At 70.7% G+C, this 15,362-nt stretch carries 13 protein-coding genes, 1 tRNA gene and 1 pseudogene; 11 read left to right on the top strand and 4 right to left on the bottom strand.

The window, feature by feature from the left end:
* Positions 1-922: pseudogene (locus tag BU52_RS15010) on the bottom strand (SUKH-4 family immunity protein); the annotation flags it as partial.
* Between the two features lie 9 nt (positions 923-931).
* Positions 932-1,951 carry an SMI1/KNR4 family protein gene (locus tag BU52_RS15015; protein ID WP_037933908.1) on the bottom strand — a complete coding sequence of 340 codons (1,020 nt, stop codon included), beginning with the start codon at positions 1,949-1,951 and terminating at the stop codon, positions 932-934.
* A gap of 350 nt (positions 1,952-2,301) precedes the next feature.
* Here BU52_RS15015 and BU52_RS15020 point away from each other — a divergent pair, with 350 nt between their 5' ends.
* Positions 2,302-2,832 carry a YwqJ-related putative deaminase gene (locus BU52_RS15020; protein WP_107061181.1) on the top strand — a complete coding sequence of 177 codons (531 nt, stop codon included), beginning with the start codon at positions 2,302-2,304 and terminating at the stop codon, positions 2,830-2,832.
* 41 nt (positions 2,833-2,873) lie between these two features.
* Positions 2,874-3,368 carry an SUKH-3 domain-containing protein gene (locus BU52_RS15025; protein ID WP_037933911.1) on the top strand — a complete coding sequence of 165 codons (495 nt, stop codon included), beginning with the start codon at positions 2,874-2,876 and terminating at the stop codon, positions 3,366-3,368.
* 14 nt (positions 3,369-3,382) lie between these two features.
* Here the strand turns inward: BU52_RS15025 and BU52_RS15030 are convergent, their stop codons facing one another.
* On the bottom strand, positions 3,383-4,699 hold the full coding sequence (locus tag BU52_RS15030; protein ID WP_037933914.1) for a sensor histidine kinase: 1,317 nt from the start codon (positions 4,697-4,699) through the stop codon (positions 3,383-3,385).
* 167 nt (positions 4,700-4,866) lie between these two features.
* Between BU52_RS15030 and BU52_RS15035 the strand changes: the two genes are divergently transcribed.
* The 7 genes from BU52_RS15035 to BU52_RS15060 all read left to right on the top strand — a co-directional run bounded on the left by BU52_RS15035 (position 4,867) and on the right by BU52_RS15060 (position 10,507).
* Entirely contained in the window at positions 4,867-5,739 is an 873-nt protein-coding gene (locus tag BU52_RS15035; RefSeq protein WP_037934263.1) for a hypothetical protein, read from the top strand.
* A gap of 6 nt (positions 5,740-5,745) precedes the next feature.
* Positions 5,746-5,816: transfer RNA gene (locus BU52_RS35275), tRNA-Gln, on the top strand.
* 115 nt (positions 5,817-5,931) lie between these two features.
* A complete protein-coding gene (gene glmU / locus BU52_RS15040; protein ID WP_037933917.1) occupies positions 5,932-7,377 on the top strand; it encodes a bifunctional UDP-N-acetylglucosamine diphosphorylase/glucosamine-1-phosphate N-acetyltransferase GlmU in 1,446 nt (481 codons plus the stop codon).
* A gap of 88 nt (positions 7,378-7,465) precedes the next feature.
* Positions 7,466-8,446: a ribose-phosphate diphosphokinase gene (locus tag BU52_RS15045; protein ID WP_037933920.1), complete on the top strand. Its 981-nt coding sequence runs from the start codon at positions 7,466-7,468 to the stop codon at positions 8,444-8,446.
* A 206-nt stretch (positions 8,447-8,652) separates the two neighbouring features.
* Positions 8,653-9,249, top strand: coding sequence for a 50S ribosomal protein L25/general stress protein Ctc (locus BU52_RS15050; RefSeq protein ID WP_037933923.1), 597 nt, complete (start codon positions 8,653-8,655; stop codon positions 9,247-9,249).
* Between the two features lie 78 nt (positions 9,250-9,327).
* Complete coding sequence (gene pth / locus BU52_RS15055; protein ID WP_037933925.1) at positions 9,328-9,933, top strand: aminoacyl-tRNA hydrolase; 606 nt, start codon at positions 9,328-9,330, stop codon at positions 9,931-9,933.
* 88 nt (positions 9,934-10,021) lie between these two features.
* Positions 10,022-10,507 carry a hypothetical protein gene (locus BU52_RS15060; RefSeq protein ID WP_107061175.1) on the top strand — a complete coding sequence of 162 codons (486 nt, stop codon included), beginning with the start codon at positions 10,022-10,024 and terminating at the stop codon, positions 10,505-10,507.
* Between the two features lie 108 nt (positions 10,508-10,615).
* Here BU52_RS15060 and ppc read toward each other — a convergent pair whose 3' ends face one another.
* On the bottom strand, positions 10,616-13,348 hold the full coding sequence (gene ppc, locus BU52_RS15065; RefSeq protein ID WP_037933931.1) for a phosphoenolpyruvate carboxylase: 2,733 nt from the start codon (positions 13,346-13,348) through the stop codon (positions 10,616-10,618).
* 290 nt (positions 13,349-13,638) lie between these two features.
* On the opposite strand from ppc, the gene BU52_RS15070 reads away from it, so the two are divergent.
* Together BU52_RS15070 and BU52_RS15075 are read left to right on the top strand one after the other, a co-directional pair.
* Complete coding sequence (locus tag BU52_RS15070) at positions 13,639-14,652, top strand: acyl-CoA desaturase (protein WP_037933934.1); 1,014 nt, start codon at positions 13,639-13,641, stop codon at positions 14,650-14,652.
* A complete protein-coding gene (locus BU52_RS15075; protein WP_037933936.1) occupies positions 14,649-15,323 on the top strand; it encodes a TetR/AcrR family transcriptional regulator in 675 nt (224 codons plus the stop codon). Before BU52_RS15070 ends, BU52_RS15075 begins: the two co-directional genes overlap by 4 nt.
* The last annotated feature ends 39 nt before the right edge of the window (positions 15,324-15,362 follow it).

Consider the following 15,362-nt stretch of genomic DNA (forward strand, 5'->3'; position numbering starts at 1 on the left):
CAGGCGTGCCCAGCGCGGGTGCGCCCGGCGCGGGCGGCGGCGTTCCCCGTCCCGCCCCGGGGTCCGGGAGCGCGGGCGCCACAGCCGTCGGCGGGAGCTGACTGCCGCCCGACAGCAGCGCCGTCCGCGCCTCCGCCGTCACGGAGGGCGGGGACGGCGTGTCGTCGCCGGACTCGCTCAGCTGCGGGGCGAACACCGTCTCCGGCAGCGGCACGGAACGGTCCTCACCGGCATCGGCGTTGGTGTCCGTACCGGCCCACGGCGTCGCCCCGGCGGGCATGCCGGCCCCCTCCCGGGAGTCCCCGGCGGCGGGCCACGCCGCCCCGCTCCCCGCCCCGGCAGCCGGACCCGCCGGCCCCGCCGGAGCGTCCTGCGGCCCCGCGTCCGGGCCCGGCGCGGCAGGCACGGAGTCCGATGCCCGGCCCGACCCCGACCCCGCACCACCGGACGAACCGGAGCCGGAGGCGGATGCGGAGGACGCGGCGCCCGGAGCCGGAACCTGCCCCGGAACCGCGCCGGCCCCCGCGCCCTCCCCGCGCCGGTCCGGAATCCCCAGCCGGTCCGCCGCCTCCTGCAGCCACTCCGGCGGACTCAGCAGGAACGACGTCTGATTCAGATCCACCCGCGCGGGCGGCACCGGCGCCGGCTCGGGCGCCGCGGCCGCACGGCCGTACTCCTCCTCGTACCGGCGGATCACCTCACCCACCGGAAGCGCGGGCCACAACGTCGCCTCGCCGCTGTCCCGGGCGATCACCAGCCGCTGCGCACCACCGTCCGAACGGGGCCCGTCCGCACGGTCCTCCGCCCACACCACGAACCCGAGGTCGAACTCCCGCACCCGCACCTCACGATGCTGGTACGACGGGACATCCCCGTTGACCCACTCCTCCGCGCGCTCCTGCGCCTGCGCGAACGTCACCATCGCCGAAGCTCACTCCCCCGCGGAAGAAACCGGAACGGCACGCGCGAACCCGCCGTCCACCATCAGATTCGCCACCGTCTCCAGCTCCGGCGGAGAACCCGCCAGCCGCGCGAGGAACGCGTCGAAGTCGTCACCGCACGCCAGCAGCAGCCGCTCCACCCGCTCGGCCGGCGGCCACGACGGATCGACGTCCCGCGCGTCGTCGTACGCGCAGAACCACACCGAACCCTGCCGCTCGCCCCGCACCTTCACGGCCAGCAGACCGCCCTGCACGAAGGCCACGCACAGATAGTCCTTGGTCAGATGGTCACGCAGGCACTTGTTGACGTACACGAGGTCGTTGACCGCCGCCTCGTCCCGCACCGTGAAGAACGGCTGGTCCACCAGCAGACCCAGCTCCGCGTCCAGCGCCGTCCCCACCGGCGCGCAGCCACCCGCCGCCTTCAGGAACGACCGGTACGCACCCGGCAGCCGGTACCCCAGATCCTCCTCGACACCCAGCACCTGCGACTCCGTCACCGCCACACCCGACTTCGGCAGCCCGAAATGCGCCGGACGCGTCTCCTGCAACGGCCGCGTGCCCCGCTTGCCGTGGTCCACCGCCGACGTCGCCACCCCGCCGTGATGCCGCAGCAGCGCCTTCACCTCGACCGGCACCAGCTCCAGCCGCCGCGTCCCCACCACGTGGTGCCACGTCCAGCCGTGCGGCGTCGCCACCGCGGGCACCGTGTCCCACAGCTCGTGCCCGCTCGCCGCCAGCGCCGCGTTCGCCGACACGTAGTCCGTCAGCCGCAACTCGTCGACACCGAAACCCTCCGGCGGCTCCGCGATCTCCACCGCCGCACGCGCGTAGGGCGAGAAGTCGGGGTAACCACGCTCGTCCACCCGCACCCCTCCCGGATGGCGGGCCGCCCGCACCGGATCCGGGAAGTGCACGACCTGCCCGGCGTAGGCCGCGTTCGGCGGCGCGGCGTGTCCCCCGGCCTGGCGGCCGGGAGGTGCCCCCAGCCCGAGCCGACCTGTCGTCATGGCGGTTGCCCCCTGCGGCACTCTGTACGCCCGCACCGCCCACCTTCGGACCGTTACGGAACGTATTCGACTGTCACGTCTGTCTCGACTGCTTACCGCCACGACCCGCACGGCGCCCGCACGCTCAACGCGCGGATCACCGCGTGGATCGCGGTGCCGACAGCCTATGCGGTACGACCCGACCGGTCACCGGCACCGGTCACCCGCCCCTCCGCTTCCGTGACCAGCCGTCACCCTCCCGTGACAGCCCGCCCGGACACGGGCGTGTCGCACCGCCCCAGCTTCCGAATCAGCCGCGCCGTTTGGCACTCTGTGACCACCGGGGGGATGCTCGGGAGGGGATGATGATCATGAACGTGACGCAGCCGGGAACGCACACCGGCCCATCCGGCGACCCCCGCTCCGGCGACCCCCGCATCGGCTGGAGCGCCACCGGAACCACCCCCACCCCCACCCTCCACCACCGCCGCGACGGCATCCTGCCCACCATCGCCGCCGCCCTCTCCGTCCGCGGCGAAACCCTCACCGGCACCGCCGCCCGCGGCGACACACCCCCCGCCCTCCACCCCCTCGTCAAGGACTTCCTCGACACCCTCACCAGCGACCAGCGCGACCGCTTCACCGGACGCTGCGCCGAAACCATCCTCATCTCCCGGCACCTCACCACCGCCGACGCCGCACGCAGCAAACGCGCCGCACGCAAACCCATGACCAACGGCGAAGCACGCAAAGCCCTCAAGCAAGCCAAACTCACCACCCGCCGCATCCGCGAGGACGGCGACCCCCTCCACGGCAGCTACGCCGCCCCCTGCCGCGCCTGCACCGCCCTCACCGCCCACTTCGGCGTCCGCATGGTCGACCCCGCCGCCACCAACGGCTGAACCACCCCGCACCTCCCACGACCTCGACGAACGAAGAGCCGATGCACACCGACCGCACCTCCACCACCCGCTTCGCCGTCCCCGTCGACGCCGCCCTGCGCGCCGCCGGATGGCAACCCGGACGCTGGGACATCAAACAGGCCGAGATCTGGGCCGACACCCTGCGCGACCACACCTCACCCGCAGGACACCGCCACGCCGTCTTCCCCGCGGCCGTCGAAGCCTGGGCCGAATTCGGCGGCCTCCACATCACCCCCACCGGACCCGGCCGCCAAGTCGCCCCCGCCCACCTCCACATCGACCCCCTGCACGGACTCCACATGGCCCGCACCCTCGGCGACCTCGGCCGCGCCCTCGACACCGAGGTCAGCCCCCTCGGCGCCGAAACCGACACCCAGGCACTCCTCGCCATCGACACCCACGGCCGCGTCTACGCCCTCGACCACACCGGCGACTGGTACCTCGGCCCCACCATCGACCAGGGCATCGCCACCCTCGTCTCCGGCATCGAACCCGTCCGCCTCACCGCCGGCTGACCACCCCGCACCGGCTACGACGCCGGAATCACCGCCGACACCCGGAAACCCCCCGCGTCCGTCGGCCCCGACACGAACACCCCGCCGAGCGCGGACACCCGCTCCTTCATCCCCACCAGACCGTTCCCACCCGACGGCAGCCCCGCCGACGACGCCGCCTCCGGCGGCGGCTCGTTCTCCACCTGCATCGCGATCTCCGACACCCGGTGCGCCAGACGCACATACGTCTTCGCACCCGCCGCGTGCTTGTGAACGTTCGTCAACGCCTCCTGCACCACCCGATACGCCGTCGCCTCCACCTCCGGCGCATACGCACGGCTCTCCCCCACCACCGACAGATCCACGACCATCCCCGCGGCCGCCGACTGCCCCACCAACTCGTCGATCTCCGACAGCGACGGCCCCTCACCCGGCCCCCCGGCCCCGTCCACCGCCCGCGACGCCGCCGCCGCCGCGGCCACCCCCACCGCCGCCAACGGCACCGACGCCCGCTCCCGCCGCCGCACCCCGTCCCCACCGGACCGCAGCACCCCGAGCATCTCCCGCAACTCCGTCAACGCCTGCCGCCCCATGTCCCCCACCAGCGCGGCGTTCCGCACCGCCTTCTCGGGGTCCTTCCGCGCCACCGCCTGCAACGCCGCAGCGTGCACCACCATCAGACTCACCCGGTGCGCGACCACGTCGTGCATCTCACGGGCGATCCGCGTCCGCTCCTCGCTGCGCGCCCACTCGGCCCGCTCCTCCGCCCGCTCCGCCAGCAGCTGCAGCTCCCGCTCCAGACTGTCCGCCCGCTCCCGCAGACTCTCCATCAACCGCCGCCGCGCCCCCACGTACAGCCCCAGCAGCAACGGAGGAGCCGTCACCCCCAGCGCCGTCGTGATCGACGCGAACGGCACGATCCAGTCCCCGACGTCCACGTCCTCCTTCGCGATGTCCTGGCGCATCCGCACGAACATCACGATGAGCACCCCGACCATCTGCATCCCGGCCAGCGAACCGATGATCCGCCGCGGCAGATCCGACGCGGCCAGCGAATACAGGCCCACGATGCCCAACAGGAAACCCATCGAGGCCGGCGTCACCGCGATCGCCACCAGCACCACCGCGATCGGCCACTGCCGCCGCACCAGCAGCACCGACCCCGCCAGCACACCGAACACGATCCCCGCGGCCGCCGGGATGCCCGCCTCCCGCGCGAACGGGACCCCCTCAAGCCCGCACTCCAGCGCGGACACCAGCGCGAGCCCCCCATCGAACACGGCACTGCGGCGCCGCTCCCACCACCACGGCCCTCCCCGGGCCGTCACATGGTCTTCCCCCGTCGTGGTCATGCCTCCACCCTACGGGCGCCCCCCACCCGTCATCCGGCGAGTTTCCACGACAAACCCCCACCACACAGGGTGACCGATCGGACGCGGTACGCCCCGAAATCCCTCGAACTGCTGAATCGGTCACCGTTCGAAGGAGGAAGCCCACATTCCGCCCGGACGGTATGCGTGTGACACACGCACCAGGCAAATACGCCGACTTCGAGGGCCTGCGCGAGCGGGCGGTGGAACTGCGACGGGCGGGACTGAGCCGACGCCAGATCCGCGACCGGCTCCACGTGGACAACAACGACATCCTCAACCGCCTCCTGCAGGGCGAACCGGCCCCGGAATGGACGAGACGGCCGAACGCGAAGGACGGGCTGCGGGAGAGGGCGAGAGATCTCCGGCTCCAGGGCTGGACGTACGACCAGATCCAGGTCGAGCTCGGCTGCTCCAAGAGCTCGATCTCCCTGTGGGTACGGGACCTGCCGAAGCCGGAGCGGAAACGCACCCGCGAGGAGGCCTCGGCGATCGCGAGGCGCGGCTGGGAAGCCACACTCAGGCGGCGCGAAGAGGAACGACAGCGGACCAAGGCGACCGCCGCCGGCGAGATCGGCACACTGACCGACCGCGAGCTGTTCATCGCCGGCGTGGCCCTCTACTGGGCCGAAGGCGCGAAGGACAAGCCGTACGCCAGGCGTGAGAACGTCCAGTTCGTCAACAGCGACCCCGGCGTGATCCACGTCTACCTGGCCTGGCTGGACCTGCTGGGAGTGGAGCGCAGTCGTCTGCGCTACCGGGTCATGATCCACGAGACGGCCGACGTCGAGGGCGCCGAGCGTCACTGGGCCGGGCTCCTGGGGATCGACGTGGCACTGCTCCAGAAGACGACCATCAAGAAGCACAACCCCAAGACCGTCCGCAAGAACGTCGGCGACGACTACCGGGGCTGCCTCGTCGTCAGCGTCCTGCGAGGTGCCGAGCTGTACCGTCGCATCGAGGGCTGGTGGTACGGCATAGTAGGAGCTGTCCGTCCGGACGATCTATCGAACCGGACATAAGGGCTATCCCGGGTCGTCTAAGGGCAAGACGGTGTCTTTTGGTGTCACTTATGGGGGTTCGAGTCCTCCCCCGGGAGCCCAGTGAGTGCGGGCCCTGAACATCTGCGTCAGGGCCCGCACTCATGTCCCCCCGGAAACGCCCCGGTATCCTGCGGGTGTCACCCCCACCCCAACACAGCCGAAGGGCATCCCGTGAGCGCCATTCGCCCGGCAGCCGTCGTCGTACTCGCAGCGGGTGAGGGCACCCGTATGAAGTCGGCCACACCGAAGGTCCTGCACGACATCTGTGGCCGTTCCCTGGTGGGTCATGTGCTCACCGCCGCCGGTGAACTCGAGCCGGAGAACCTGGTCGTCGTCGTGGGGCACGCCCGCGAGAAGGTGACCGCGCACCTCGCCGGGATCGCCCCGGCCGTCCGCACCGCCGTTCAGGAGGAGCAGAACGGCACGGGTCACGCCGTGCGGATGGGGCTGGAGGAGCTGGGCGGTTCCGTGGACGGGATCGTGGTGGTCGTGTGCGGTGACACCCCGCTGCTGACGGGTGGGACGCTGCGGCAGTTGTCCGCGACGCACGCGGCGGACGGCAACGCGGTGACCGTGCTGACGGCCGAGGTGCCGGACGCGACGGGGTACGGGCGGATCGTCCGTGACGGCACCGGTGCCGTGACGGCGATCGTGGAGCACAAGGACGCGTCCGAGGCGCAGCGGGAGATCCGGGAGATCAACTCGGGGGTGTTCGCGTTCGACGGGGCGTTGCTCGCGGATGCGCTGAAGAGGGTGCGTACGGACAACAGTCAGGGCGAGGAGTATCTGACGGACGTGCTCGGGATCCTGCGTGAGGCGGGGCACCGGGTGGGTGCGTCGGTGGCGGGTGATCACCGGGAGATCGCGGGGATCAACAACCGGGTGCAGTTGTCGGAGGCGCGGCGGATCCTGAACGACCGGTTGCTGACGGCGGCCATGCTGTCGGGGGTGACGGTGGTGGACCCGGCCACGACGTGGGTGGACGCGACGGTGACGTTCGAGCGGGACGTCCTGGTCCATCCGGGTACGCAGTTGCACGGTGCGACGCATCTCGCCGAGGGGTGCGAGGTGGGTCCGAACGCGCGGCTGACGGATACGCGGGTGGGTGCGGGCGCGCGGGTGGACAACACGGTGGCGCTGGGTGCCGAGGTGGGTCCTGAGGCGACGGTCGGGCCGTACGCGTATCTGCGTCCGGGGACGGTGCTGGGCCGTAAGGGCAAGATCGGTACGTACGTGGAGACGAAGAACGCGTCGATCGGTGAGGGGACGAAGGTTCCGCATCTGTCGTATGTGGGTGATGCCACGATCGGCGAGTTCTCGAACATCGGTGCGGCGAGTGTGTTCGTCAACTATGACGGGGAGCACAAGCACCACACGACGGTCGGCTCGCACTGCAAGACGGGTTCGGACAACATGTTTGTGGCGCCTGTCACGGTCGGGGACGGTGCCTACACGGCTGCCGGCTCGGTGATCACGAAGGATGTGCCGCCCGGTTCGCTGGCTGTGGCCCGTGGTCAGCAGCGGAATATCGAGGGCTGGGTGGCCCGTAAGCGTCCGGGGAGTGCCGCGGCGAAGGCCGCGGAGGCGGCGTCCCGGGAGCCGGCCGAGGAGGGGTGACCGGATTCCGCCGCCGCGAACACCGCGTACCGTGATAAGTGCACATCCGCACCCCCACCTGCTGCGACACCTCTGAGGAGAAAGTGCTGTGACCGGGATCAAGACGACCGGGGAGAAGAAGATGATGTTCTTCTCCGGCCGCGCACACCCCGAGCTTGCCGAGGAGGTCGCCCACCAGCTGGGTGTCGGGGTCGTCCCGACGAAGGCCTTCGACTTCGCCAATGGCGAGATCTATGTGCGGTATCAGGAGTCGGCTCGTGGTGCCGACTGTTTCCTGATCCAGAGCCACACCGCTCCGATCAACAAGTGGATCATGGAGCAGCTGATCATGATCGACGCGCTGAAGCGTGCGTCGGCCAGGTCGATCACGGTCATCGTGCCGTTCTACGGTTACGCGCGGCAGGACAAGAAGCACCGGGGCCGTGAGCCGATCTCGGCGCGTCTGATCGCTGATCTGATGAAGACGGCGGGCGCGGACCGGTTGCTGACGGTGGATCTGCACACGGACCAGATCCAGGGCTTCTTCGACGGTCCGGTGGACCATCTGTTCGCGTTGCCGCTGCTGGCGGACTACGTGGGCGCGAAGGTGGACCGTTCGAAGCTGACGGTGGTGTCTCCGGACGCGGGCCGTGTGCGGGTGGCGGACCGCTGGTGCGACCGGCTGGGTGCGCCGCTGGCGATCGTGCACAAGCGCCGGGACAAGGACGTGGCGAACCAGGTCACCGTGCACGAGGTGGTCGGTGAGGTGAAGGGCCGCGTGTGCGTTCTGGTGGACGACATGATCGACACGGGTGGCACGATCTGTGCGGCGGCGGACGCGTTGTTCGCGCACGGTGCGGAGGACGTCATCGTGACGGCGACGCACGGTGTGCTGTCGGGTCCGGCGGCGGACCGGTTGAAGAACTCGAAGGTGAGTGAGTTCGTGTTCACGGACACGCTGCCGACGCCGAGTGAGCTGAGCGAGAGCCTGGACAAGATCAAGGTGCTGTCGATCGCGCCGACGATCGCGCGTGCGGTGCGTGAGGTGTTCGAGGACGGTTCGGTGACGAGCCTGTTCGACGAGCAGTAAGGGTTCTGCAGTCGGGCGCCCGTGCGGGTTCCGTTGATCGTTTTGGGTACGGCCTCCTGGTCCGAGTAGACTGTTGCAGTTGCTCGGCGAGGGAGGCCGTACCGCTTCATACGAGGCTTGTACGGCGGTCCGTTATCGACGCGCTCTTCGTAGCAGGCCGTTCGTGGCCGGGTGACCACGTCCGTTTCTGACTTCGAGGAGTGACCATGTCCGAGGTGAAGATCTCCGCCGCGACGCGCACCGAGTTCGGCAAGGGTGCCGCGCGCCGTATCCGCCGTGAGAACAACGTTCCGGGTGTCCTGTACGGGCACGGTTCCGACCCGCTGCACCTGACCCTTCCGGGCCACGAGCTGCTGCTGGCGCTGCGTACGCCGAACGTGCTGATCGCGCTGGACATCGACGGCAAGTCGAACGAGCTGGCGATCCCGAAGGCCGTGCAGCGTGACCCGCTGAAGGGCTTCCTGGAGCACGTCGACCTGCAGCTGGTGCAGCGCGGTGAGAAGGTCCAGGTCGAGATCCCGGTGCAGACCGAGGGTGAGCTGGCTCCGGGCGGCAACCTGCTGGAGCACGTGCTGCCGGCGCTGCCCGTCGAGGCCGAGGCCACGCACATCCCGGAGGGCGTGACGGTCTCCGTGGAGGGTCTGGAGGCCGGTGCCTCCGTCCTGGCCAAGGACATCACGCTGCCCAAGGGCGTGACGCTGACCGTCGAGGAGGACGCCGTCGTCCTGCAGGTCCTGGCCGCGCAGGCCGAGGAGGCGCCCGAGGGTGCCGAGGGTGAGGGCGAAGAGGCCGCCGAGGCCTGATCCTCTTCGAGTGTCGTCGTTCGTCGGCCGCTGTTCCCGTGCGGGGGCAGCGGCCGACGCGTATGAAGGAGACATGGCGTGACGACGGATGCGGCAGGCGCGGCGGGTCCCTGGCTGGTGGTGGGGCTGGGCAATCCCGGGCCGGGGTACGCGATGAACCGCCACAACGTGGGGTTCATGGTGGCGGATCTGCTGGCGGAGCGGATGGGGGGCCGGTTCAAGCGGGCCGGCCGGGCCCAGGCGCAGGTGGTGGAGGGCCGGATCGGGCCGCCGGGTCCGGGGAACCGGCGGGTGGTCGTGGCGAAGCCGATGTCGTACATGAACCTGTCGGGCGGACCGGTGAACGCGCTGCGGGAGTTCTACAAGGTGCCGGCGGAGCGGGTGGTCGCGATCCACGACGAGCTGGACATCGATTACGGGACGCTGCGGCTGAAGCTCGGTGGGGGGGACAACGGTCACAACGGGCTGAAGTCGCTGACGCAGGCGTTCGGGCGGGAGTACCACCGGGTGCGGTTCGGGATCGGCAGGCCGCCGGGGCGGATGCAGGTGGCGGACTTCGTGCTGAAGGACTTCTCGTCGGTGGAGCGCAAGGAATTGGACTACTTCGTGGACCGGGCGGCGGACGCGGTGGAGTGTCTGGTGATCGAGGGGCTGGAGCGGGCGCAGGGCACGTACAACTCGTGATCCGCCGAGGGGGGCTTCGTGGGGCTTGTCCCGTACTGCCCCCCGACGGAGTTGACCTACCGCGATGTCATGGCCAAGGATCGCGGCCATGCCTTCTGCGGTCAGCTCCTCCCGTGGCTCCTCCGCCCTGCGGTTCGGCCGGTTCGCGGCGATGGGCACGGTCGCCGCGCTGATCCTGATCGCGGGTGTGTGGGCGTCGTGGGGTACGGCGCAGCACGCGATGCTCACGAAGGGGCGCGAGCGCGGCACGGTGGAGGTGACCTCGTGCGGCGCCCGGTCGTGCTCGGGTCCGTACAGGCCGTTGTCGCAGGGGTCGCAGCTGCGGGAGAGGGTCGTCCTGGAGGACTCGGTGGCCGTGGAGAAGGGGCGGACCTACACCGTGGTGCTGAAGCCGGGCGGGGAGGACGCGGTCCGCTCCGGTCCCGCGGGGATCCTCTACTCCTGGGTGCCGCTGGGCGGTGCGCTGCTGCTCGCGTCGGTCGTGGTGGCGGGCGGGCTGCTGCGGACGCGGGTGGCGTGGGTGATGGCGCTGTCGGGAACGGCTCTGCTCACGGCGGCTTTCCTGGCGGTCTGAGGCGGGGTGCTGCGCCGCCGCGGGTACGCCGGCCGACCCGGCCGTCAGGACCGACGGGGGTGCCCCCGGGCCGTACCGGCCCGGGGGCACCTCCGCGTCGGCCGCGGGTCAGCCGGTGTTGCGCAGGCCGGCCGCCACGCCGTTGACGGTGAGCAGCAGGGCCCGGGAGAGCAGCGGGTCGGGCTCCGTGCCGGCCTCGGCGGCGTCGCGCTGGCGCTTGAGGAGGGCCACCTGGAGGTAGGAGATCGGGTCCAGGTAGGCGTCGCGGATGCTGAAGGTCTGCTTCAGGACGGGGTTGGCGTCCAGGAGTTCCTGTTCGCCGGTGACGCGCAGGACCTCGGCGACGGTGAGCTCGTGCTCGGCCTTGATGGCGTCGAAGACGTGCTTGAGCTCGTCGGGGACGAGGGTGTCGACGTAGTGCTGGGCGATGCGCAGGTCGGTCTTGGCCAGGGTCATCTCCACGTTGGAGATGAAGTTGCGGAAGAAATGCCACTGCTCGTGCATCTCGTCGAGCACGGTGTCCAGGCCGGCCTCGCGCAGTGCCTTGAGGCCGGAACCGACGCCGTACCAGCCGGGGACGATCTGCCGGGACTGGGTCCAGCCGAACACCCACGGGATGGCGCGCAGTCCGTCGAGCGAGACGCCGGAGCCGGGGCGGCGGGAGGGCCGCGAGCCCAGGTGCAGGTCGGCGAGCTGGTCGACCGGCGTGGAGGCCAGGAAGTACGTCGGCAGGTCGGGGTCCTCGACGAGCCCCCGGTAGGCCGTGTGGGCGGCGTCGGAGACGACGTCCATGGCGGCGTCCCAGCGGGCGAGGGCCTCGTCGGACTGGCGGGGCGCGGTGTGCAGGGCGGACGCCTGGAGGGTGGCCGCGACGGACAGCTCCAGGTTCTCCCGGGCGAGCGCCGGGATCAGGTACTTGTCGGAGATGACCTCGCCCTGCTCGGTCACCTTGATCTCGCCCTCCAGGGTGCCCCAGGGCTGGGCGAGGATGGCGTCGTGGGTGGGGCCGCCGCCGCGGCCGACGGTGCCGCCGCGGCCGTGGAAGAGGCGCAGCCGGACGCCGTAGCGGTGGGCGACGTCGCGCAGGCGGCGCTGGGCGCGGTGGATCTCCCACTGGCTGGTGGTGATGCCGCCGAACTTGGAGGAGTCGGAGTAGCCGAGCATGACCTCCTGGACGTCGCCGCGCAGGGCGACGAGACGCCGGTAGGAGGGGTCGGCGAGCATGTCCTCGAGGATGGTGTCGGCGGACTTGAGCTCGTCGGTGGTCTCCAGCAGGGGGACGATGCCGATCTTCGCCCAGCCGGCGTGCAGGTCGATGAGCCCGGCCTCGCGGGCGAGGACGGCGGCGGCGAAGACGTCGTCGGCGCCCTGGCACATGGAGATGATGTACGACTCGACGACCTCGGGGCCGAAGACCTCCAGGGCCCGCTTGACGGTCTGGAACACGCCGAGGGTCTTCTCGCCGGCGGCGTCGACGGGCGCCGGGGTGGGGGCGAGGGGCCTCCTGCTGCGCAGTTCCTTGGCGAGGAGCCTGGACCGGTAGTCGCGCGGCATGTCGGCGTACCGCCAGGACTCCTCACCGAGCCGGTCGAACAACTGGCCGAGGGCGTGGTGGTGGGCGTCGGCGTGCTCGCGCACGTCCATGGTGGCGAGCTGGAGGCCGAAGGCGGCCAGGGTGCGGATCGTGCGGGCGAGACGGCCGTCGGCGAACAGCCCGCCGCGGTGTTCGCGCAGGGAGGCCTGGACGATCCGCAGATCGGCGAGGAGTTCGCCGGTGCCGAGGTAGTCGCGGCCGGGCTCGTGCCCGGTGCCCTTGGCGAGGCGGAGCTTGGTGTTCTCCAGCTTCTGCCGGATGCAGGTGGCCTTGAGCCGGTAGGGCTCCTCGGCGTTGAGCCGCTTGTAGCGGGGGCTGATCTCGGGGAGGGCGTCGAGGTCGGCCTGGAGGGAGGTCAGCAGTTCCTCGGTGGCTCCGGCGTAGCGGATGGAGTTGGAGAGGAAGCCGCGCAGTTCGTCGATCATCTCCAGGGCGTCGTTGATGCCGTGTTCGTGCTGGAGGATGAGGACGTCCCAGGTCACCTGGGGGGTGACGTTGGGGTTGCCGTCGCGGTCGCCGCCGATCCAGGTGCCGAAGGTGAGGGGCCGGGTGTCGTCGGGGAGGTGGACGCCGACGCGCTCCAGCTCGGCCGTGAGGTCCTCCAGGACGTCGCCGACCGCGCCGGCGTGCAGTTCGTCGAGGTAGTAGATCGCGTTGCGGGCCTCGTCGGCGGGCTCGGGCCGGACCACGCGCAGTTCGTCGGTCTGCCAGACGAGGTCGATGTTCTCGGCGAGCCGGGTGTCCAGGCGGCGCCGGTCGGTGGCGATGACCGGGGTGTCGAGGAGGGCCGCGATCCGGCGGAGCTTGTTGAGGACGGAGCGGCGTGCGGCCTCGGTGGGGTGGGCAGTGAAGACGGGCCGCACGTTGAGGTGCCGCACGGTCTGGCGCAGGTGCTCGGGGTCGGCGTCCTTGAGGCGGTCGGCGGTGCGGGAGAGCAGCCCGCCCTCGGCGGCGCGGCGGGCGCGCAGTTCCCGGCCGCGGTGCACCTGCTCGGTGACGTTGGCCAGGTGGAAGTAGGTGGAGAAGGCGCGGACCAGCTTGGCCGCGGTCTGGAGTTCGGTGCCGCGCAGCAGCTCGGCGGCGGCCTCGCCGTCCTCACGGGTGAGTCGGCGTACCTTCTCGACGAGGTCGAGCAGTTCCGGGCCCTCCTGGCGGACCAGGGTCTCTCCTAGGAGATCACCCAGCCGGCGGATGTCGGCACGCAGCTCGCTGCTCGTCGTGGTGGTCTGGTCGTCGGCACTGCTCACAGGTGCGGCTCCTTGCAGTGTTGAAGCTCGTCTGGGAGGGAACCCGGACGGCGCCTCGCGCGGCGTGCGCCGCTCACGGGCCGGGCGTCCGGGGAGAAATCAGAGCGGACCGCGCTGTCCGACCGACCTCAAGGATAGGTGCCGACCCGGAGACGCAGGCCCACGGGCTCTTGCCGCCGGACGGCGCGCTGCCATACTTACGTTGCCGTAGGTTACGGAACCGTAGGAAGACCGTCGGTTCCGGCGGCCCGGCACCCACCCTCAGTCCCCATACCCCACAGAGGACACGCATGACCTCACCTTCCGATGTGCTCGACGAAGCCTCGAAGCAGACGCGGTCCGACGACGTGGCGCCCTCCGCGACGCTGGGCGGCGAGCGCAAGCGTTCCATCGAGCAGATCACGCTGCTGCTCTTCATCACCGTCCCCTTCCTGGCGCTGGTGGCGGCGGTGCCGCTGGCGTGGGGGTGGGGGGTGAGCTGGCTGGACCTCGGTCTGCTGGTGTTCTTCTACTTCCTCGGCTGCCACGGCATCACCATCGGCTTCCACCGTCACTTCACGCACGGCTCGTTCAAGGCGAAGCGGCCCCTGAAGATCGCGCTGGCGATCGCGGGGTCCATGGCGGTCGAGGGTCCGCTGGTGCGGTGGGTGGCCGATCACCGCAAGCACCACAAGTTCTCCGACGCCGACGGTGACCCGCATTCGCCGTGGAAGTACGGGGAGACGGTCCCCGCGCTGATGAAGGGCCTGTGGTGGGCGCACATCGGCTGGATGTTCGACGAGGAGCAGACCTCGCAGGACAAGTACGCGCCGGACCTGATCAAGGACCGGACGCTGCGCACGATCTCCCGGTGGTTCATCCTGTGGACGGCGCTCTCGCTGGCGCTGCCCGCGCTGATCGGCGGCCTGGTCACCATGTCGTGGTGGGGCGCGTTCACCGGTTTCTTCTGGGGTTCGCTCGTCCGGGTGGCGCTGCTGCACCATGTGACGTGGTCGATCAACTCGATCTGCCACGCGGTCGGCAAGCGTCCCTTCAAGTCGCGCGACCGCTCGGGCAACGTGTGGTGGCTGGCGGTCCTGTCCTGCGGTGAGTCCTGGCACAACCTGCACCACGCCGACCCCACGTCCGCGCGCCACGGGGTGGAGCGCGGGCAGCTGGACTCCTCGGCCCGTCTGATCCGCTGGTTCGAGCAGCTGGGCTGGGCGTACGACGTGCGGTGGCCGTCACGCTCGCGTATCGATTCGCGCCGCTCCACAGGGGAAGGCGGCTCCCGGCAGGGGACGGAGTCCGCCGAGGCGGCATGATGGTCGCTGTGGCGACCGACTCCAGCACCCCCAGCGATGACAAGCCGCGGCGTGCGCGCCGCACCCGGATGACCGGTGCGGAGCGCCGCCAGCAGCTGCTGGAGATCGGGCGCACCCTCTTCGCGGCGAAGGGCTTCGAGGGCACGTCGGTGGAGGAGATCGCGGCGAAGGCCGGGGTCTCCAAGCCGGTGGTGTACGAGCACTTCGGCGGCAAGGAGGGCCTGTACGCGGTGGTGGTGGACCGCGAGATGCGGCGTCTGCTGGACATGGTGACCGGTTCGCTGACCGCCGGCCATCCCCGCGAGCTGTGCGAGCAGGCCGCGTTCGCGCTGCTCGACTACATCGAGGAGTACACGGACGGTTTCCGCATCCTGGTCCGGGACTCGCCCATCCCCCAGTCGACGGGATCGTTCGCCTCGCTGATCTCGGACATCGCCACCCAGGTGGAGGACATCCTGGGCCGGGAGTTCAAGAGCCGCGGCTTCGACCCGAAGCTGGCCCCGCTGTACGCACAGGCGCTGGTCGGCATGGTCGCCCTGACGGGCCAGTGGTGGCTGGACGTCCGCAAGCCGAAGAAGGCGGAGGTGGCGGCCCACCTGGTCAATCTGGCCTGGCACGGCCTGGACGGCCTGGAGCCCAAGCCGCGGCTGATAGGTCACCGCAAGTCCTAGCAGCGGCTCGCCGCCGTGGCGCACGGCGGCGGGCATCCC

The sequence above is a fragment of the Streptomyces toyocaensis genome, assembly GCF_000725125.1.
In the GTDB taxonomy this organism is placed as follows: domain Bacteria; phylum Actinomycetota; class Actinomycetes; order Streptomycetales; family Streptomycetaceae; genus Streptomyces; species Streptomyces toyocaensis.